An 18,128-nucleotide genomic window follows, 5' to 3' on the forward strand; every position below is an offset into this window, starting at 1 on the left:
GCTCACCCTGATCGCGAGCAAGTTCGCTCGCCACGAGTCGTTATCGTTGCCAGCCCCGAAGCATCCGGAGGGAGCCGGAATGCTGCGAAGAGGCTTGACGTCACCCTCGCAGCACGAACGACGGAAACAGCATCCCCAGCCGATCCCAGAGTTTCTGCTGGTCATAGGGCGCGCGGCTGTCGGGCAGGGTGTTGTCGAACATCCTGGCGGTGCGCACGCACTGCACCGCAAAGCGCTCGACACCCAGGGCGCGAAGACGCTGGGCCAGGTCCCAGAGGTGGTCGGCATCAAACAGCTGCCAATGCACGGTGGTCCGGCATTCGTGGGCAACACCGCTTTCCAGCAAGTGCTCAAGGCTTTTCCAGTTGGCTTTGCCGCTGCCTTCGACTCCGGTGATCAGCATGCTGTGCTCCGGCAGGGCCTTGACGTCGAAGCCCACCCAATCCACCAGCGATAGCACCTGACGGAACAACCTGGGTTTGATGCCAGCGCTGTGCAGGCCGATCTTGAAACCCATCGCGCGCACCTCGGCAATCGCCTCGGGTAGCGCCAATTGCAGGGTCGGCTCGCCGCCGCTGAAAACGACCGCTTCGAGTAGTCCGACTCGTTCCCGAAGAAAATCGAGAATCCCGTCCCAAGGCTTTTCCTGCTCCCCACAGGCTGGAATCAGCCCGGGGTTATGGCAGTAGCGACAGCGCCAGCCGCAACCTTGGCAGAACAGCACGCAGGCGAGATGGTCTGGAAAATCCAATGTGGTCAGGGGGACCAGCCCCCCGACCCGAAGCGCTGCGTTCACGCAACGGTCACTCGCGCCGCCTGTTCAGTGAAGTGCCTGCGCTCCCGGTGCTCCGACTGCTTGCCCGGGTTGAAGGCGGTTACCGGGCGGTGATATCCCATCACACGGGTCCAGACTTCGCAGCGCTGGCGTTGGGCCTCGGGCAGTTGGGTGGCTTGGGTCATGTGTCGCTCCTCTGGGTTGGTTAGAACTCGTGTCACGCCGTGCAGGGGCATTCGGCCCGCCGCTTGGCAATCAATACCTCGTCGCACTTCGGGCAGAACTCGTGTTCGCCGCTCAGGTAGCCGTGGACCGGGCAGATGGAAAACGTCGGGGTGATGGTCAGGTAAGGCAGCCGGAACCGACCGAGCGCCTTGCGCACCAGGTTCTTGCAGGCCTGCACCGACGAGATCTGCTCGGCCATGTACAGGTGCAGCACGGTGCCGCCGGTGTATTTGGTCTGCAGCTCGTCCTGCAACGCCAGGGCCTCGAAGGGGTCATCGGTGAAGCCCACCGGCAGCTGCGAGGAATTGGTGTAGTACGGTGCATCCGCCGAACCCGCCTGCAAGATGTCCGGGAAGCGCTTTCGGTCTTCCTTGGCGAACCGGTAGGTGGTGCCCTCGGCCGGCGTCGCTTCGAGGTTGTAGAGGTGACCGGTCTGCTCCTGGAAGCGCACCAGCACCGCACGCACATGGTCGAGCAAGTCGATCGCAAGCTGCCGCCCCGCCGATGTATGCAGCCCTTCGGCATCCTCGGTGAAGTTGCGCACCATTTCGTGCAGGCCGTTCACACCGACGGTTGAAAAATGATTGCGCAGGGTGCCCAGGTAGCGCTTGGTGTAGGGATAGAGCCCGGCGTCCATGTGATGCTGAATCACCTTGCGCTTGATCTCCAGGCTCTGCATGGCCATTTCCAGTAGCGCATCGAGATGCTCGAGCAACCCGGACCAGTCGCCGGCATGTAGATAGCCGAGGCGCGCGCAGTTGATCGTCACCACGCCGAGGGAACCGGTCTGCTCGGCCGAACCGAACAGGCCACCGCCTCGCTTGAGCAACTCGCGCACATCCAGCTGCAGCCGGCAGCACATCGAGCGCACCTGATTGGGCTGCATGTCGGAATTGAGGAAGTTCTGGAAGTACGGCAGCCCGTAGCGCGCAGTCATCTCGAACAGGCGATCGGCGTTCTCGCTGTCCCAGGGGAAATCATGGGTGATGTTGTAGGTCGGTATAGGGAAGGTGAACACCCGACCAAGTCCGTCGCCCGCCTGCATGACCTCGATGTAGGCGCGGTTGATCAGCTCCATTTCGGCCTGCAGCTCGCCATAGGCGAACGGCATCTCTTCACCACCGATATAGGGGATCTGCTCGCGCAGATCTTCCGGGCAGACCCAGTCGAACGTCAGATTGGTGAACGGCGTCTGGGTGCCCCAGCGCGACGGCACATTGAGGTTGTAGATAAATTCCTGAATGGCCTGGCGGATCTCGGCAAAGCCCAGATTGTCCTTGCGCACGAACGGCGCGAGGTAGGTATCGAAGGAACTGAAGGCTTGCGCGCCGGCCCACTCGTTCTGCAGCGTGCCGAGGAAGTTGACCATCTGCCCCAGCGCACTCGACAGGTGTTTGGGAGGCCCCGCCTCGACCCGGCCGGGAATGCCGTTGAATCCTTCGTTGAGCAGGGTGCGCAGCGACCAACCGGCACAGTAGCCGGCCAGCATGTCCAGATCGTGGATGTGCAGATCGCCTTCGCGATGCGCGGTACCGATTTCCGAACTATAGACCTCGTCCAGCCAGTAATTGGCGGTGACCTTGCCCGACACGTTGAGGATCAGACCGCCCAGCGAATAGCCCTGATTGGCGTTGGCCCGCACGCGCCAGTCTTCACGAGACAGGTACTCGTTCATCGAGGCGGCGACATCGACGATCGCCTTGTGGTCGCGGCGCAGCCGGCCATGCTGCTCCCGGTAGACGATATAAGCGCGGGCAGTCGCGTAATGCCCCGCCTCCATCAGTACGCGTTCGACGGCATCCTGCGCCTGCTCCACCGCTACCACCCGCTGCTGCAAGCGCGTCAGCACCTGGGCAGCCAGCGCCTGGGCAGCGGTCTGGTCGAATTCACCCGTGGCCAGACCGGCCGCCTCGATTGCGGCGCCAATCTTGTCCAGTTCGAACGCTACCAGCCGCCCATCGCGCTTGCGCAGCGAGACAGGATGGTTCACCTCCTCAAGCCTGAGCATCACCCCTCCATCACCATATGTAGTAAGCAAAAAATCCAAAAACACAAGATGGTGTGAATGTAGAGAATCGAGGCCTGGAACGAATTGACCATCGTCAATTCGTCCTCGGTGTTTTTTCAACATTTGGCCTAGCCAACCGCGGCGGACGATCTTGTCCGAGGTCAAGGAAGCGCGACCACCGGGACTTCTAGGATGCAGCTTCGAACAATCCCGGACGCGTACCGGCGGAGGAACCATGCTCACCGAAACATCCCTTGTTGCGGAGCTTCGCCGCCATCACTTGTTCAGCCGGCTGCCCGAGGCGGCGATGCAGGAGGTCTGTGCGTCGGCCAATCTCAAGCGTTTGCCCGCTGGCGCTTCGCTGTTTCACCAGGGCGACAAGGCCGAGCGCTTCTACTTTCTGTTCAGCGGTCAGGTGAAATTGCATCGCGTAGTCTGCGACGGCCAGGAGAAACTGGTGGAGGTCATTCGCAGCGGCGAATCTTTCGCCGAAGCGCTGTTGTTCACCGGCGCGCCGAATTACCCGGTCAGTGCCACGGCGCTCAAGGCCAGCCTCATCGCCAGCCTGCATGGCCCGCACTATCGGCGCATGCTGGAGGAGCACCCGAGCATCTGCCTGGACATCCTCGCCACGCTCAGTATCCGTCTGCATCAGCGCATGAACGAAATCGACACCCTTACCCTGGCCAACGCCAGCCATCGCGTGGTGCGCTTTCTCTATCAGTCACAGGCGGACGACAGCGGCGTGGTCACGCTGGACGTGCCCAAACGCCTGATCGCCTCCAAGTTGGGCATACAGCCGGAAACCTTTTCGCGCATCCTGCACCGGCTGATGGAGTCGGGAATGATCAGCGTGCAACGCCGCCGCATCGAGATCCTGGACAATCAAGGCCTGGCTGCCTATCAGGAGTGACCTGCGACCAATCGCCCCAGCTTCTTGATGATCGTCAAAGGCAGAGATCCGCCAGGCTTGGATACTTGCCGACAGACCTATCGGATCGGGAGAACAGCATGTCGACGTCGCGCCTACCCTTGGTGTACGCCTGTTCAGGCTGCTCGAACGTGGCGCAGCTGGCCAACACCCTCGCGGTGCGCCTCGATCGTGCCGGGCTGGCAGAAATGTCCTGCATTGCCGGTGTCGGCGGAAGAGTCAGCTCGCTGGTCAACAAGGCCAACTCGGGCCGACCGATTCTGGCGATCGACGGCTGCCCGCTGCATTGCGTACAAGCCTGCCTGGCGCTCCACGACGTGACCGCCGATGTCCATATCACGCTCAGCAGCTACGGCTTGCGCAAGCGCTATCGCGAGGACTGCTCGGAGGCCGAAGCCGACGCGTTGTTCGTGGACATGAAGGCCATCATCGCCAGCGATCGGATGCAGCGGCGCGCGGGGTGAAACCACACATCGCTGGTCGGCGACTCGATCAGCCAGGGCGGCGGACTGAGCCCATCCTACGGCGCAACACTGAAGACCACCCTGACCAACGCCGCACCGCTAGCACTGCTAGTCGGATCAGGCACCAGCCGCCTGGGCCCGCCCGGCCGCGGCCACTTCTTCACCAGCGCCCTGCAGCAGTTTCCACAGCCAGCTCGGCAGCGAGTCGGGGTCGAGGCTGTCGATCAGGTTCTTGATCGCCAGGCCCAGCTCGGTATCGCCTTCGATGACCAGCCGGCGACGGAAGAACAGCGTATCCGGGTCTTCCTGACGGCTGGCCAACAGCAGGAACTCACGCCAGTTGCCGCGAATCGTCACCTCCGCTGGCACCTGCGCGGCGATGCGCAGCTGCTCACGCTCGCAGGTCAGGCACCAGGCGAGACCGAGGTCGGCGACTTCGAGCTTCAACCAGCGATCGTCCAGCACATCGAAGGCACCGTCACTCAGCGCTTCGGCGAATACCTGATTGAGGCTGCGCTCCAGCGCCAGACGCTGCAACAGGAACGGCGTCTTGGCGGCGAGCGGCAGCAGCCGCCCACCGAGATTCACCAGATGGGCACGCGGGCTCAACATAATCCGGCCTCCTCGGCACGCAGCATGCCCGGCTGGCCATGCCAATAACCATTGCAGCCATCCACCGCCAGCGGCGGCGGCGCGCCCTTGCGCACCGCATCGAAGGCGCCGATCACCTCTTCCATGCCGGCAGCGCGAGGGCTCAGGCGCAACAGATCGGCGCCAGTGTCGACCAGCCCGACATAGTCGGCCAGCAGGTTGCTGACCGAGGCCGACATCGTCTGGATGCCATTGATGGTGAACAGCGCCTCACCTTCCTGGCTGAGCAACGGAATGCCCTCGGGGTAGTTCTGGCAGCAGAACTGACAGTCATCCTTCGGCCGGTTCTCGGCGCGGGCGGTGAAGCAGCGCGCCGAATAGGCCAGCGGCAGGTGCCCGTAGGCGAATATCTCGATTTCCGGCAGCGTGACGTCCAGCTCCTGCAGCTGCGCGCGGGCGCTCTTGATCAGCTTGCCGGAGGCTTCCACCGGCGGCACCCAGCGGCTCATGCCGCTGGCCACCAGCTCGGCCAGCGCATGGCCGTTGTAGAGATTCAGCGCCGGGCCGCCGACGAAGGGCAACTTGCGTTCGGACATCAGCTGCACCGCGCCCATATCGTTGGCTTCCACCAGCAGTTCGCCGTTGTCGCACAGGCGACGCAGGCTGGACAGTTCGGAAGCGGCTTCGACCAGGGTCAGGCCGGACAATACCAATTGCGCCGAGGAGGCTTCGGCCAGATCACGAGCCAGACCAAGCCAGTCGTCGAGCATCAGCGCGCGGCGCTTGGAGCAAACGGTTTCGCCGAGGTAGATAACATCCAGCGGCTGGCTGGCCATGTTGGCGTAGAAGTCCAGCGTCTGCTGGCGATCCCAGTAGAACAGCACCGGGCCCAGAGAAAGTTTCATGGGTGACTCCTCGTTCATTGCCAAGCCCGGTGGTAGGCACCCAGGGTGGTTTGCGAGCCTTCGGAGAGGCCGTCCAGCACCTGCCGCCAGCCGGGTTCGACCGTGTAGCGCTGCGGCGCCTTGAGGTAGCTGTCCAGCGCCGCGCGCCAGACCCGGGTGACCTGCTCGACATAGGCCGGGCTGCGCTGGCGGCCCTCGATCTTCATCGCGGTGACGCCGATGGCGGACAGCTCGGGGATCAGATCCAGGGTGTTCAGGCTGGTGGGTTCTTCCAGCGCGTGGAAACGTTGGCCATTGACCATGAAGCGACCCTTGCACAGCGTCGGGTAGCCGGCCGATTCGCCCTCGGCGTAGCGGTCGATCAGCACGTTGTTGAGGCGCGAGGTCAGTCCTTCCGGCTCCTCGCTCCAGCGCACTGCCTTGGCTGGCGAGCACACGCCGCAGAGGTTCGGTGATTCGCCAGTGAGATATGAAGACAGATGGCAACGACCCTCGGCCATGATGCACAGGCTGCCGAAGGCGAACACTTCGATCGGCACCGGGCTGCTGGCGGCGACCTGCTTGACCTGTTTGAGCGATAGCACCCGGGGCAGCACGGCGCGCTTGATGTTGTAGCGCTGCTGGTAGAACGCCAGCGCCGCGGCATTGGTCGCCGAGCCTTGCACCGACAAGTGCAGGTTGAGCTGCGGATGGCGCTTGGCGGCATAGCCCAATACGCCAGGGTCGGCGGCGATCAGTGCGTCGACGCCCATGGCGGCGGCCTGATCCACGGCGCGCTGCCAACGGCTCCAACCGTCGGGCTGCGCATAGGTATTGACCGCGATATACAGCTGCCGGCCCTTCTCGCGGATCAACTGCAGGCCCTTGTCGAGCTGCTTGTCATCGAGATTGAGGCCGGCGAAATGGCGGGCGTTGGTGTCGTCGCGAAAACCGACATAGATGGCATCGGCGCCCTGCTGGACGGCGGCCTTCAGCGCCGGCAGGCTACCTGCTGGACAGACCAAATGCATGGCAACTCCTAGACGTGCGGTTCATGCGCGCCGTGCCAATGGCAGCAGCGCCGTCCGGGCCGGACGGAAAGCCGGCAGTCTAGGTAGACGACCCGAGGTCGGCATTGATAAAGGTCAAGGAGGGGTAGCGCTCGAAGCTCGACGTTCGAAGCTAATCAGGGCTGGGCTTTCATTCGGATATTGTCGATGTTGTTCTGCATGCCATGCAGTTCGCGCGGGGCGAGACGCCATGGGCGCGCGGCTTGTTCACGAGGCTCCGGCTGCGTTTCGCCACAAGCTCGCTAAGCCGCGCATGCCGATCCGCCGACAGCCCAGCTTCTGCTTTTGCTGCCAGCCTCCAGCGCCTCGGTCTATATTCCCTCGTCGCCTTCGAATTCCTCGGTGGCGCGCGCCACCATCTGCCGCCAGGCACCGGATTCGTCCGCCAGCAGACGCATGGCCTTGAGGCTGGCGACGAAGGCCTGTTGGTAGTGCTGTGGATTATTCTCGCTGGCGGCGCGCTCGGCATGCGCCAGCGCCTCGGTCAGCAGCGCGTCGAACTGGTCATGGTCCAGAGCCATGGAAGTCTCCTCGATAGGTCATGTCAGCAGCTTAGACCAGCGAGCTGTCGAGACGACTCGCGCCGATTGGCGGCAATTGCGATGAAACGGTTGCAACCACGTCGGGGCTATTTGAGCTTCAGCCGTCTGGCGAGCTTGTGCAGGTTGCTGGAATCGACATCCAGCAAGCGGGCTGCATGTGCCCAGTTCTCGCCGCTGGCCTCCAGGGCGCGAACGATCGCCAGGCGCTGAGCGTCATCGACGGCTTGGCGCAGCGAGACGATTTCCACTTCCGTCGGTTGCGGCTGGGCCTCGGCAATCGGCGCAAGCGAGGCGGCATGCGTGCTGTCCAGATCGAGCAGATCGGGCTCCAGGGTGAGGATCTCGCTGCGTGACGCGCCACGGCTGAGCAGTCGCAGCGCCGCGCGACTGATCACGTGCTCCAGCTCGCGCACGTTGCCCGGCCAGCCATAACCGAGCAACGCGCGCTCGGCGGCAGGTGACAGTCGCATGCTGCGCAGCCCCAGCCGGGCGCGGTTCAGCTCGAGAAAGTAGCCGGCCAGGATCAGCACGTCATTGCCGCGTTCGCGCAGCGGCGGAATCGGTGCCGGGTAGACGGACAAGCGATGGTAGAGATCGGCACGAAAATGCCCGTCGCGCACGCTCTCGCGCAGATTCCGATTGGTCGCCGCGATGATCCGCACATCGACCTGCCGCGGCTTGTCGGCCCCGAGACGCTGGATTTCTCCGTTCTGCAAGGTGCGTAGCAGCTTGGCCTGGACCACCAGCGGCAACTCGCCCACTTCATCGAGCACCAGAGTGCCGCCGTTGGCTGCATCGAAACGGCCGGGCCGATCGGTGGTGGCACCGGAAAACGCACCTTTGACGTGACCGAACAGCTCGCTTTCGGCCAACGATTCAGGCAATGCGGCGCAGTTGACCAGCACCAGGGGCTTGTTGCGGCGGCGCGAATGGCGGTGCAACCAACGGGCGAACAGCTCCTTGCCCACGCCGGTCTCGCCCAGCAGCAACACCGGCAGTTCGGAGTCGGCGACCACTTTCAGTTCCCGCAGCAGTTCGGAAATCACCTGACTCTGGCCGAGAATCTCACCGTCACCCGGCACTTCGGTGGGTTCCAGCACATCGGTGCGGGCCAGGCGAAGGCCGCGATTTTCGTGCTCCAGCCGGGTGATACGAATCGCCGCCTCGATCACCAGGGTATAGCGCTGCAGGTCGCGCCGCGCGTCGTCATCGAAGGTTCCGGCGTGCAACGCATCGAGGGTCAACGCGCCCCATAGCTTGCCTTCCACGAACAGGCTGACGCCCATGCAATCGTGTACCGGCAAAGGCTCGCCGGCACGTTCGTCGAGCAGCCCGTCGTAAGGGTCCGGCAGCCGGCTATCGGGTTCGAACCAGGTGGGCTCGCGTTGCGAGAGGATCGCAGCGAGCCGCGGGTGTTGCGCCACCACGAAGCGCCGGCCAAGCGCCTCCTGCACCAGCCCCACCGCGGCCAACGGGCGCAGCGTGTCGTCATCGAGGCGCAGCAACACCACCGCGCCACAGCGGAAGCGTTCGTGCAGGGTATGCACCAGTCGTTGCAGGCGAACCGCATTGGGCAGCTCGGTGACAAGATCGGCCAGCAGTGCTTCTTCCATCATGGTGCGAACTACCCTCAAGGTTTTTTAAACCCTATACCGGTCAGGTAGTTTTCACCAAGCCTAAATTTAGGTCCTTATGAATCAACCGGTTAGCTATGGCACGGAGCTTGCCCTTCTCCTGTATCTCCACTCACGGATACGCCGCCATGAACATCGCGCTTACCGAGCAGACCCTGGGCAGCTTGGCTTGCCTCATCCCCGGCGCCACCCGCGTGTTCCGCCAGTACAAACTGGATTTCTGCTGCGGTGGCAACATCCCGCTGCGCGACGCGGCGCTGCAGCGCAACCTGGACGCGCAAACCATAGCCAACGAGCTCGCGGCACTGAGTATCAACTCGACAACCGAGCTGGATTGGCGCAATGAATCGGTCGCCGAGCTCATCGAATACATTCTCGAACGCTTTCACGAACGGCATCGTGAACAGCTTCCAGAGCTGATCCGCCTGGCCAGCCGCGTCGAGCAGGTACACGGCAACAAGGCTGACTGTCCGACCGGGCTCGCCGAACACCTCTGGCGCATGCAGCAGGAGCTGGAAAGCCACATGCTCAAGGAGGAGCAGATTCTGTTCCCGATGCTGCGCCGCAACATCCAACTGTCGCCGACCCAGGGCCCGATCGCGGTGATGCGCTACGAGCACGACCAGCACGGCGCCGCTCTGGAGCGCCTGGCCGAGCTGACCCATGACATCACCCCGCCGGCCAACGCCTGCAACACCTGGCGCGCGCTTTATCGCGGGCTCGAGGAGCTGCGCGACGACCTGATGCAGCACATTCATCTCGAGAACAACATCCTGTTCGTCAACGCCGCTGCACATTGAGGCGACAACGAGCCACGCGGGCCAGATGGCCCCATCCTGTAGTAACGGAGGCGGTATGAAAGCAGTGATTCAGCCCTTGGTGTGGGGCCTGGCCGTGGCGTCGATGCTGGCGTTGGCCAGCGGTGTGGCACTCGACCTGGTCGTCAGCCCCACACAAGCAGCTGTCAGCGGAACGAAAACGCTCTCACCCTGACGGGCCTGATGCCATGCGTTTCAACACTTGGCATGCATCAATACTTCAGTCCCACGCCTGGGCTAGGCTCAGTAAAACCTCGACGCCGACACCTGTGAACCGGTACGGCACCCGTCCGAGGGCGGTTGATTATTAGAAAACAGGATGCCTTGCATGGTGCTTCATCGCGTACACAACCAGATCCTCCGTAGCCATCACCTGTTCGAGCCCTTGAATGACGAACAGATGGACGAGCTGATGAGCGCCAGCCAGCTGCTCAATCTCGACAAGGGCGACAACCTCTTTCATCAGGGCGAACCGGCCCATTCGTTCTACTTCGTGATTTCCGGGGCGGTTAAGATCTACCGGCTGACCCCGGACGGGCAGGAAAAGGTCTTCGAGGTGATCGGCAACCGGCAGACCTTTGCCGAAGCGATGATGCTCATGGACACACCCAACTACGTCGCCTCGGCCCAGGCCGTCTGCCCGACCCAGGTCTACCGGTTCTCCAATACGGCCTACATGCGTCTGCTGGAAGCCAACCAGAAGCTGTCCTTCGCGCTACTCGGCAAGCTCAGCGTGCGCTTGCATCAGCGCATCAACGAGATCGAAACGCTGTCGCTGAAGAACGCCACCCACCGCGTGGTGCGCTACCTGATGACGCAGCTGGCGCGACTCAAGGACGAAAGCAACAGCTTCGAGCTGCCGATGGCCAAGCAGCTGATCGCCGGCCACCTGTCGATCCAGCCGGAAACCTTTTCGCGCATCATGCGTCGCCTGATCGACGAAGACATCATCATCCAGGAAGGCCGGCAGATCACCATCCTCGATCGCCAGCGCCTCGAACAGTTCGAGTGATCGGCAGCAACCGCCCGCTCCCCCCGGTCGGCTGCCCGTCCAGGCCGAGCGGCTTTTTCAGGCGGTTGATTGCGGTCAACCTTGATCGGTCGCCAGGGATGGCAAGCTGGACCTGACGTAAAGAGGACGCCGCCCATGCCCAAGTGCTTGTACTGCCAGCAACCCAACCCGCAGGAAGCCGAATGCAGCAACTGCGGTATGCCCCTCCCCGCCCACGCCGATACCGCTGGCGAACGGCGCCAACGCAAATTCTTCTGGTTCTGCATCGGCCTGACGGTGTTCTGTGCCGTGATGATCGTCTGGTTGCCGCGCCACTTCTTCTAAGGGGCGGCCACACTGCCCGCGTGATGCACAGAAGCGGAACGCCGCTTGCCTATCCTGCCGTCCTGAAAAGCTTCGCCCCGAGGGCGGGGCTCCCACAAAAGCAGTCGTGCATACCGCCGCCCTTGTAGGAGTCGCGACCCGCGGCGAATGGCTGCGGCTCGGTGCTAAAAGCTTCGCCCCGAGGGCGGGGCTCCCACAATAAAGCAGTCGTGCATGCCGCCGCCTTTGTAGGAGTCGCGACCCGCGGCGAGTGGCGCCGGCTCGGTGCTAAAAAGCTTCGCCCCGAGGGCGGGGCTCCCACAAAAGCAGTCGTGCATGCCGCCGCCCTTGTAGGAGTCGCGACCCGCGGCGAATGGCTGCGGCTCGGTGCTAAAACGCTTCGCCCCGAGGGCGGGGCTCCCACAAAAGCAGTCGTGCATACCGCCGCCTTTGTAGGAGTCGCGACTCGCGGCGAATGGCCGCAGCTCGGTGTCTGAAAAGCTTCGCCCCGAGGGCGGGGCTCCCACAACAAAGCAGTCGTGCATGCCGCCGCCCTTGTAGGAGTCGCGACTCGCGGCGAATGGCTGCGGCTCGGTGTCTGAAAAGCTTCGCCCCGAGGGCTCCCGCAAAAGCATCGTAGGGTGGGTCACACTTCACCGATCCACGGGGTGGCCATCCACCGAGCGAAGCCACGGCGGATGTGAAGCGCGACATCCACCCTACCGGCCACTGAGTGATGGACGCGTCCTCCAGTCCTCCGAAAGCGCATCTCTTAACACCGCGCCTCGTCCGTTTTCCATCCTGGCGCTTACCGCTGGGTCAGCTGCTTGTACAGCTGCGGCAGGCGGAACGGGAGCTGCTGCGGGTCCTTGATCAACGTGTAGCCATTGGCGCCGAACATGTGGGGCAGGTAGTCGCCGGCTTCCTGATCGATGGTGATGCAGAACGGCAGCAGCCCCTGGCGCCGAGCTTCCAGTACGGCCTGACGGGTGTCTTCGACGCCGTAGCGGCCTTCGTACAGGTCCAGGTCGTTGGGCTTGCCATCGGTGACCAGCAGCAAGAGCTTGCGCCGCTGCTTGCAGTTGCCGAGCAGTTCGGTGGCCTGGCGGATGGCCGCACCCATGCGGGTGTAGTAGCCGGGTTTGAGCGCCTGGATGCGCCCACGGGTGTCGTCGCCGTAGCGTTGTTTGAAGCTCTTGAGCTCCTGCATGCGCACCTGATGGCGGCGCAGCGAAGAAAATCCGTACAGGGCGAAATCGTCCCCGACCGCCGACAGCGCCTCGCCGAACAGAAGCAGGCTGTCGGTGATCACATCGATCACCTTGTGCTCGTCGTCCAGGTGCGCATCAGTGGACATCGACAGGTCGGCCAGCAGCAGGCAGGCCAGGTCGCGGCGGTTCTGCCGCTGCTCCATGAACAGCCCGCGCTCGGCGCACTGGCCTTGCTGGCGCTCCACGTGGAAGTCGAGCCAGGCCTGCATGTCCAACTCCGAGCCCTGGGGTTGCCCGCGCAGCCATTGGCGGTCGTTGCGCAGGTGCTCGAACTGCCGGCGCAGCTTGCGCGCCAGCGGGCTCAGCCGCAGCGGCAGGCCCATGGGCTCGGAGCCGCGCGGCAGCATCGTCTGCAGGCTGACGAAGTTCTCCTGCATGCGCTGCTTGCGATAGTCCCACTCCGGCAGCTTGATGCCCTCGCCCAGCGGGATGTCATCGACGTCCGCTGGCGGCAGGTCGAGGTGCAGCTTGAGGCCGCCGCCCTTGCGCATGCGCTGGCGCGACATGGCGATCTCGTCGAGGTCTTCGGCGACGCGGGAGGCATCCTCGTTTTCGCTGTCGTCGCCCTGTCGATCGAGCTCGACGTGCTCGGACCAGCTGAACAGATTTTCCAGGCGGAACAGCATCAGGCCACCCTTGCTGGTGCTGTCCTCGACCCGCTTGGCGCGCTTACGCAGGCCTTTCTGCTCGGTGGGCGGGGCCTGCAGATGGTTGTCCTGATCCTCCTCGGCTAGCTCGGTGGCCTGCGGCACGCCGAGATTTTCCGCCGGATAGAGCCACATCGGCAGCGGCCAAGGCGCCACTTCGCTGCGCGGGAACTGCGTGACACTGCCCGGCTCGCGCAAGGCCTGGCACAGCGCCCGCTCCAGCGCGCCCTCGGCACGCGGTAGGCTGGCCGGGTCCGGGCGCAGTTGCAGGTGCGCCTCGACCAGCCGTTCATAGCGCGGCCGCATGGCCGGGAAGCGCTGGAGGATGGACTGGGTCCAGCGCTGGTTGTCGCGCGCCCAGTGACGCATCTCGCCCGCTTGCGCTGCGAGCAGCGCCAGCCAGCGATACAGATCCTGATTGAGTGAAACTTCGGGATAGACCGCGAGGCGTTGCGGTAAGCGCAGGTTGTTCGCGTCGCACCACGCCACCGGCAGTTGTTTACAGGTCCCGGCGACCTGTTGCAGCAGGTTGCGCCGCAGCATCAAATCGCGCGCATTGGCAGCCTCGACGCCGACGCCGCTGGCGCCACCCATGGCGCGGAACAGTACCGACAGCGACCGCTGCATGCTCTCCAGCGCGACGCTCGCCTCGGGAAAATCCGGGCTAGCGCGACGGGTGATGAAGCGGTGCCAGACACTGCCGACCCACTCTTCGACTTCAATGGTAAAAGCCATGCTCAATCACTCCGTTGCGCCGTATAAAAACGGCAACGGCCCGCTGGGTCAGCCGGGCCGTTGCTCATGTTGCAATCACTCTCAGGCTGCAGCGACAGCTGCAGTCGCGTCGGCAGTCGCCCGGCCACGCTGCCTGAAGCTGTACAGGTAGCAGACCAGGCCGATCATGAAGAACACCCCGGCAATCAACCGCAGCCAGAAGAACACGCTCAGCTGGTCCACAGTGTTCATGAAGGACATTGCCGCCCCGTCCGCCGGGATCCGTTGCAGCCAGACCTGCACCACGCCAGCGGCGGTGAGGAACAGGGTGATGGCAACCATCGACAGGGTCATCAGCCAGAAGCCCCAGATCTCAATGCGCTGAGCGCGGGCATCCGGCGCTTCACCCAGGCCCCGCAAGCGCGGCATGGCGTAGCTGATCATGGTCATGATGATCATCGCGTAGGCACCATAGAACGCCAGGTGACCATGGGCGGCTGTCAGTTGCGAGCCGTGGGTGTAGTAGTTCACCGGTGCCAGGGTGTGCAGGAAGCCCCATACGCCCGCCCCGAGGAACGCTGTCACGGTAGTGCCGATGGCCCAGAGCGATGCAGCCTTGTTCGGGTGCTGGCGACGGCGACGGTTCACCATGTTCAGCGAGAACAGCACCATGGCGAAGAACGGCAGCGGTTCCATCGCAGAGAAGATCGAACCCAGCCACAACCAGACTTCAGGCGCACCAATCCAGAAGAAGTGGTGGCCGGTGCCGATGATGCCGGTGATCAGAGCCATGGCGATGATCACGTAGAGCCACTTCTCGATCACTTCACGGTCCACGCCGGTGATCTTGATCAGGACGAAGGCCAGCATCGAACCCATGATCAGTTCCCACACGCCTTCCACCCACAGGTGCACCACGAACCACCAGTAGTACTTGTCGCGCGCCAGGTTTTCCGGGTTATAGAAGGAGAACAGGAAGAACACCGCCAGGCCGATCAGGCCGGTCATCATGACCATGCTGATCGCAGTCTTGCGACCCTTGAGCAGCGTCATGCCGATGTTGTAGAGGAAGCCCAGGGCGACCACCACGATACCCATCTTGGTGATGGTCGGCTGTTCGAGGAACTCGCGGCCCATGGTCGGCAGCAGCTCGTTGTGCGTCAGCGCGGCCAAGCCGGCGTAGGGCACGAACAGGTAGCCGAGAATGGTCAGCACGCCGGCGGCGGCGAACACCCAGAACAGGATGATCGCCAGTTTCGGGCTGTGCAGTTCGCGGTCCGCTTCCTCAGGGATGAGGTAGTAAGCCGCACCCATGAAGCCGAACAGCAACCAGACGATCAGCAGGTTTGTATGAACCATCCGCGCCACGTTGAACGGCAGCAGCGGAAACAGGAAGTCACCGACGACATACTGCAGACCCATGATCAGGCCGAACAGGATTTGACCGACGAACAGCATCAGCGCAAACACGAAGTAGGGTTTGGCGACAGCCTGCGATTGGAATTTGAGATGCGGATTCATGATGCTCATCTCTCAGCCCTCCTTGTTTGGCGGCCAGTTGTTGGTGTCGATCTTCGATGTCCACTTGAGGAACTCGGCCAGATCGTCAACTTGTTGCTCGTTCAGGTTGAACTGCGGCATCGCCCGGCGCCCTGGAACGCCGAGTGGCTGTGCCTTCATCCATGCGTGCAGGAAGGGCTTGAAGGCCGCATCCTCACCGCGACGAACGAAGACGTTGCCCAGCTCCGGCGCGAAGTAGGCACCTTCACCAAGCAGGCTGTGGCAGCCGATGCAGTTGTTGTTTTCCCAGACCGCTTTGCCGCGCACCACCGATTCGGTCAGCGCCGACTCATTGGATCGCTCTGGAAAGGTCTGCTCTGTGTGATAGGTCAGGCCCAGAAATACCAGGAAGAAGAACACGCTTCCCCCGAAGTAGATGTTTCTGGCCATTCCCTTGGTAAAGGTCTCGGACATGGTCGCCTCCTCATGGCGTTGGCGTGGCCAGTTTAAGAAGGTGGCTATCGAAACCTGCTTGATGACAATCAAGAAAAACCTGAACGTGATAGTTGGTCTTTACCGCCCTGAACGATGGAGCTCAACGCAGGCGACCAACGAAACGAGCAACCGGCCGCACCCCGCGCGGGGCGGGCTTTGCACACGTAGGGTGGATGTCGCTTTTTACATCCACCGAGCTTAGGTCTGGTGGATCGGTGAAGCGTGATCCACCCTACGATCGTGCTCTCCATCACGGCGTGGACGCAGCGTAAAGCCGAGCGTGTAGCTACGGTGGGGTTCAGCCCACCAGACGCTACGGCAGAGCAAGCGTAACGACAGAGCTGCGCGGGTTGCCCTGGCTACGCAACCGTCAGAGGCTGATCGCCAACAGAATCCCGCCTGCCATCACCAATGGCCAACAGAACAGCAGCAAGCGCCACATCCGTGGCGCATGACGCAGCTCCATGAAGCCGTCGGAAATCAACCAGGCCTTGACCAGCGCAACCGCCAGCACCCCGGCGGCGAGCAGCAGGGTCGAGCCGGAACTGCCCAGCAGCACGGTGAGCGTGGTCAGGACCGCAAGCCCAAGCCAGCAGAGGATCAGCACGATCGACGCGGACATCCGCCCCTCCTCAATTGATGATGTAAACGAGCGGGAACAGCAGCACCCAGACCATATCCACCATGTGCCAATAGAGCACGCCGGACTCCAGCCCGGAGCAGTCTGTCGCCGCGTAGGCGCGGCGGCGACAGCGCTCGGCCATCCAGCCGAGAATGACCATGCCCAGCAGCACGTGGAGGAAGTGAAAGCCGGTGAGAATCCAGTACAGGGTGAAGAAGGTGTTGTGCTCCAACCCCAGCCCCATCCCGGCCAGATGGCCGTACTCGTTGAGTTTGAGCACCACATAGACACAGGCACTGATCAGCGCCGTCAGCAGCAGCACCGCCGCGCGACGCGGCTGCGCCATGCGCACCTGCTCGACCGCCAGGGCGGCAAACAGACCGGAAGTCAGTAGACTCAGGGTCAGAGCCAGCCCGATGGAGCTGTCCAGCGCCGTCCGGCTCTCGCGAAAGAACGCCGGGTTGAGCCACTGCGCCACGGCAAAGGCGAGGATCAGAATGGCGAAGACGGTCAGCTCGGCCAGGATGAAAAACCACATGGCCAGGTCGCCTGGCAGCCGCCGGGTCGCTGCGCTCGCTTCATGCGAAATGGACATCGACCACATCCATCAGCGCCGCAACGGTCTGCGCATCGTCGGACAGCGTCTCGGCCAGGCACGCCAGGCAGGCTTCACGCGGGCTCATGCCGGAACGGATCATTCGCGCGGCGAAGATCAGCAGACGAGTCGAGGCGACCTCTTCCAGATCATGCTGTTCGAGGCGACGCAAGGCCTGCCCCAGCTTGACCACCTGCTTCGCCAGGGCCGTGTCCACCTGCGCCTCGTTGGCGACGATGCGCTCTTCCTCGGCGGCCGCCGGATAGTCGAAGCGCATGGCCACGAAGCGCTGGCGGGTGCTGGGCTTCATGCCCTTGAGCAGGTTCTGGTAACCGGGGTTGTAGCTGACCACCAGCATGAAGCCCGGCGGCGCCTTGAGCGCCTCACCGGTGCGCTCGATGAACAGCTCGCGGCGATCGTCGGCCAGCGGGTGCAGCACCACGGCGGTGTCCTGGCGCGCCTCGACCACTTCGTCCAGGTAGCAGATGCCCCCTTCGCGTACCGCTCGGGTCAGCGGGCCATCCTGCCACCAAGTGCCCTGTGCGCCGATCAGGTGGCGGCCGACCAGGTCCGCGGCGCTGAGGTCGTCGTGACAAGCCACCGTGTACAGCGGCAGGTTCAGCCGGTGCGCCATGTGCTGCACGAAACGCGTTTTGCCACAGCCGGTCGGGCCTTTGATCAGCACCGGCATGCCGTGCCGCCAGGCCTGCTCGAAGAGCACCTCTTCATTGCCCAGCGACTGGTAGAACGGAGCACCAGGTAAGTCGGCAAAATTCTCGGGCGCGTTCATTGGCAATACCTCACGGCAACGGTTGGATAAGCATCTGCCGCCAAACTAACCGTCGGGTCATACGTCCCTCAAGGCATCCACGAGCGAAGCTTGATTACGGTCAAGCCCAGTCTCAAATGAGCCCTCGCGAGCCGACAGACAACCCTGTTCGGCCGGCTTTCCTTCCCTATTCGCCAGGCCCCCGCGACACGGCGTCACGCCCCGGGCATCACGGCAGGTCTCTTGATTGCCATCAAG

20 protein-coding genes are annotated in these 18,128 nt (G+C 63.2%); 6 read left to right on the forward strand and 14 right to left on the reverse strand.

What is annotated here, in order from left to right:
* Positions 1-100 precede the first annotated feature (100 nt).
* The 3 genes from UF78_RS17945 to UF78_RS17955 are packed head-to-tail and all read right to left on the reverse strand — an operon-like array spanning position 101 to position 3,008.
* Entirely contained in the window at positions 101-796 is a 696-nt protein-coding gene (locus UF78_RS17945) for an anaerobic ribonucleoside-triphosphate reductase activating protein (protein WP_045163579.1), read from the reverse strand.
* The gene (nrdD, locus tag UF78_RS17950) at positions 793-960 is read right to left on the reverse strand and encodes an anaerobic ribonucleoside-triphosphate reductase (RefSeq protein WP_045163580.1); all 168 of its coding nucleotides are present in this window, start codon (positions 958-960) and stop codon (positions 793-795) included. Before nrdD ends, UF78_RS17945 begins: the two co-directional genes overlap by 4 nt.
* Before the next feature lie 32 nt (positions 961-992).
* The gene (locus tag UF78_RS17955; protein ID WP_045163581.1) at positions 993-3,008 is read right to left on the reverse strand and encodes a ribonucleoside triphosphate reductase; all 2,016 of its coding nucleotides are present in this window, start codon (positions 3,006-3,008) and stop codon (positions 993-995) included.
* Between the two features lie 235 nt (positions 3,009-3,243).
* Between UF78_RS17955 and UF78_RS17960 the strand changes: the two genes are divergently transcribed.
* The gene (locus UF78_RS17960) at positions 3,244-3,921 is read left to right on the forward strand and encodes a Crp/Fnr family transcriptional regulator (protein WP_045163582.1); all 678 of its coding nucleotides are present in this window, start codon (positions 3,244-3,246) and stop codon (positions 3,919-3,921) included.
* A 98-nt stretch (positions 3,922-4,019) separates the two neighbouring features.
* Entirely contained in the window at positions 4,020-4,403 is a 384-nt protein-coding gene (locus UF78_RS17965) for a putative zinc-binding protein (RefSeq protein WP_045163583.1), read from the forward strand.
* 117 nt (positions 4,404-4,520) lie between these two features.
* Here the strand turns inward: UF78_RS17965 and ubiT are convergent, their stop codons facing one another.
* The 5 genes from ubiT to norR form a co-directional block, all read right to left on the reverse strand.
* Positions 4,521-5,015 (reverse strand): ubiquinone anaerobic biosynthesis accessory factor UbiT, encoded by a 495-nt coding sequence (ubiT, locus tag UF78_RS17970; RefSeq protein ID WP_045163584.1) that lies wholly within the window; start codon positions 5,013-5,015, stop codon positions 4,521-4,523.
* Positions 5,009-5,899 (reverse strand): U32 family peptidase, encoded by an 891-nt coding sequence (locus UF78_RS17975; protein ID WP_045163585.1) that lies wholly within the window; start codon positions 5,897-5,899, stop codon positions 5,009-5,011. Before UF78_RS17975 ends, ubiT begins: the two co-directional genes overlap by 7 nt.
* A gap of 14 nt (positions 5,900-5,913) precedes the next feature.
* On the reverse strand, positions 5,914-6,909 hold the full coding sequence (ubiU, locus tag UF78_RS17980; protein WP_045163586.1) for a ubiquinone anaerobic biosynthesis protein UbiU: 996 nt from the start codon (positions 6,907-6,909) through the stop codon (positions 5,914-5,916).
* Between the two features lie 350 nt (positions 6,910-7,259).
* Complete coding sequence (locus UF78_RS17985; protein WP_045163587.1) at positions 7,260-7,469, reverse strand: hypothetical protein; 210 nt, start codon at positions 7,467-7,469, stop codon at positions 7,260-7,262.
* 107 nt (positions 7,470-7,576) lie between these two features.
* On the reverse strand, positions 7,577-9,106 hold the full coding sequence (gene norR, locus UF78_RS17990; RefSeq protein WP_045163588.1) for a nitric oxide reductase transcriptional regulator NorR: 1,530 nt from the start codon (positions 9,104-9,106) through the stop codon (positions 7,577-7,579).
* Positions 9,107-9,252: 146 nt separating this feature from the next.
* Here norR and ytfE point away from each other — a divergent pair, with 146 nt between their 5' ends.
* From ytfE to UF78_RS18005, 4 genes are all read left to right on the forward strand, one after another.
* Positions 9,253-9,924, forward strand: coding sequence for an iron-sulfur cluster repair protein YtfE (gene ytfE, locus UF78_RS17995; RefSeq protein WP_045163589.1), 672 nt, complete (start codon positions 9,253-9,255; stop codon positions 9,922-9,924).
* 55 nt (positions 9,925-9,979) lie between these two features.
* Positions 9,980-10,117, forward strand: a complete 138-nt coding sequence (locus UF78_RS23035; protein WP_196298694.1) for a hypothetical protein — start codon at positions 9,980-9,982, stop codon at positions 10,115-10,117.
* A gap of 153 nt (positions 10,118-10,270) precedes the next feature.
* Positions 10,271-10,954 carry a Crp/Fnr family transcriptional regulator gene (locus UF78_RS18000; protein ID WP_045163590.1) on the forward strand — a complete coding sequence of 228 codons (684 nt, stop codon included), beginning with the start codon at positions 10,271-10,273 and terminating at the stop codon, positions 10,952-10,954.
* 135 nt (positions 10,955-11,089) lie between these two features.
* Entirely contained in the window at positions 11,090-11,278 is a 189-nt protein-coding gene (locus UF78_RS18005; RefSeq protein WP_045163591.1) for a hypothetical protein, read from the forward strand.
* A gap of 787 nt (positions 11,279-12,065) precedes the next feature.
* On the opposite strand, the gene UF78_RS18015 is transcribed toward UF78_RS18005, so the two are convergent.
* The 6 genes from UF78_RS18015 to UF78_RS18040 form a co-directional block, all read right to left on the reverse strand.
* A complete protein-coding gene (locus UF78_RS18015; RefSeq protein WP_045163593.1) occupies positions 12,066-13,910 on the reverse strand; it encodes a nitric oxide reductase activation protein NorD in 1,845 nt (614 codons plus the stop codon).
* An 81-nt stretch (positions 13,911-13,991) separates the two neighbouring features.
* Entirely contained in the window at positions 13,992-15,419 is a 1,428-nt protein-coding gene (locus UF78_RS18020; protein ID WP_045163594.1) for a cbb3-type cytochrome c oxidase subunit I, read from the reverse strand.
* A gap of 3 nt (positions 15,420-15,422) precedes the next feature.
* Entirely contained in the window at positions 15,423-15,863 is a 441-nt protein-coding gene (locus tag UF78_RS18025; protein ID WP_045163595.1) for a c-type cytochrome, read from the reverse strand.
* 391 nt (positions 15,864-16,254) lie between these two features.
* The gene (locus UF78_RS18030; protein ID WP_045163596.1) at positions 16,255-16,506 is read right to left on the reverse strand and encodes a cytochrome C oxidase subunit IV family protein; all 252 of its coding nucleotides are present in this window, start codon (positions 16,504-16,506) and stop codon (positions 16,255-16,257) included.
* Between the two features lie 10 nt (positions 16,507-16,516).
* Complete coding sequence (locus UF78_RS18035) at positions 16,517-17,101, reverse strand: cytochrome c oxidase subunit 3 (RefSeq protein ID WP_045163597.1); 585 nt, start codon at positions 17,099-17,101, stop codon at positions 16,517-16,519.
* Positions 17,085-17,891 (reverse strand): CbbQ/NirQ/NorQ/GpvN family protein, encoded by an 807-nt coding sequence (locus UF78_RS18040; RefSeq protein WP_045163598.1) that lies wholly within the window; start codon positions 17,889-17,891, stop codon positions 17,085-17,087. The genes UF78_RS18035 and UF78_RS18040 overlap by 17 nt, the downstream gene beginning before the upstream one ends.
* Positions 17,892-18,128: the final 237 nt, after the last annotated feature.

It is taken from the genome of Stutzerimonas stutzeri (assembly GCF_000952685.1).
In the GTDB taxonomy this organism is placed as follows: domain Bacteria; phylum Pseudomonadota; class Gammaproteobacteria; order Pseudomonadales; family Pseudomonadaceae; genus Stutzerimonas; species Stutzerimonas stutzeri_E.

Bases quoted from the DNA above. Each gene is read 5' to 3' on its own strand.
- UF78_RS18030 (WP_045163596.1), bottom strand. From the start codon at position 16,506: ATGTCCGCGTCGATCGTGCTGATCCTCTGCTGGCTTGGGCTTGCGGTC.
- UF78_RS17965 (WP_045163583.1), top strand. From the start codon at position 4,020: ATGTCGACGTCGCGCCTACCCTTGGTGTACGCCTGTTCAGGCTGCTCG.
- UF78_RS18025 (WP_045163595.1), bottom strand. From the start codon at position 15,863: ATGTCCGAGACCTTTACCAAGGGAATGGCCAGAAACATCTACTTCGGG.
- UF78_RS23035 (WP_196298694.1), top strand. From the start codon at position 9,980: ATGAAAGCAGTGATTCAGCCCTTGGTGTGGGGCCTGGCCGTGGCGTCG.
- UF78_RS18040 (WP_045163598.1), bottom strand. From the start codon at position 17,891: ATGAACGCGCCCGAGAATTTTGCCGACTTACCTGGTGCTCCGTTCTAC.
- ubiT (WP_045163584.1), bottom strand. From the start codon at position 5,015: ATGTTGAGCCCGCGTGCCCATCTGGTGAATCTCGGTGGGCGGCTGCTG.
- UF78_RS18000 (WP_045163590.1), top strand. From the start codon at position 10,271: ATGGTGCTTCATCGCGTACACAACCAGATCCTCCGTAGCCATCACCTG.
- UF78_RS17960 (WP_045163582.1), top strand. From the start codon at position 3,244: ATGCTCACCGAAACATCCCTTGTTGCGGAGCTTCGCCGCCATCACTTG.
- ubiU (WP_045163586.1), bottom strand. From the start codon at position 6,909: ATGCATTTGGTCTGTCCAGCAGGTAGCCTGCCGGCGCTGAAGGCCGCC.
- UF78_RS17985 (WP_045163587.1), bottom strand. From the start codon at position 7,469: ATGGCTCTGGACCATGACCAGTTCGACGCGCTGCTGACCGAGGCGCTG.
- UF78_RS17955 (WP_045163581.1), bottom strand. From the start codon at position 3,008: ATGCTCAGGCTTGAGGAGGTGAACCATCCTGTCTCGCTGCGCAAGCGC.
- UF78_RS18005 (WP_045163591.1), top strand. From the start codon at position 11,090: ATGCCCAAGTGCTTGTACTGCCAGCAACCCAACCCGCAGGAAGCCGAA.
- ytfE (WP_045163589.1), top strand. From the start codon at position 9,253: ATGAACATCGCGCTTACCGAGCAGACCCTGGGCAGCTTGGCTTGCCTC.
- UF78_RS18020 (WP_045163594.1), bottom strand. From the start codon at position 15,419: ATGAGCATCATGAATCCGCATCTCAAATTCCAATCGCAGGCTGTCGCC.
- norR (WP_045163588.1), bottom strand. From the start codon at position 9,106: ATGATGGAAGAAGCACTGCTGGCCGATCTTGTCACCGAGCTGCCCAAT.
- UF78_RS18015 (WP_045163593.1), bottom strand. From the start codon at position 13,910: ATGGCTTTTACCATTGAAGTCGAAGAGTGGGTCGGCAGTGTCTGGCAC.
- UF78_RS17975 (WP_045163585.1), bottom strand. From the start codon at position 5,899: ATGAAACTTTCTCTGGGCCCGGTGCTGTTCTACTGGGATCGCCAGCAG.
- nrdD (WP_045163580.1), bottom strand. From the start codon at position 960: ATGACCCAAGCCACCCAACTGCCCGAGGCCCAACGCCAGCGCTGCGAA.
- UF78_RS18035 (WP_045163597.1), bottom strand. From the start codon at position 17,101: ATGTCCATTTCGCATGAAGCGAGCGCAGCGACCCGGCGGCTGCCAGGC.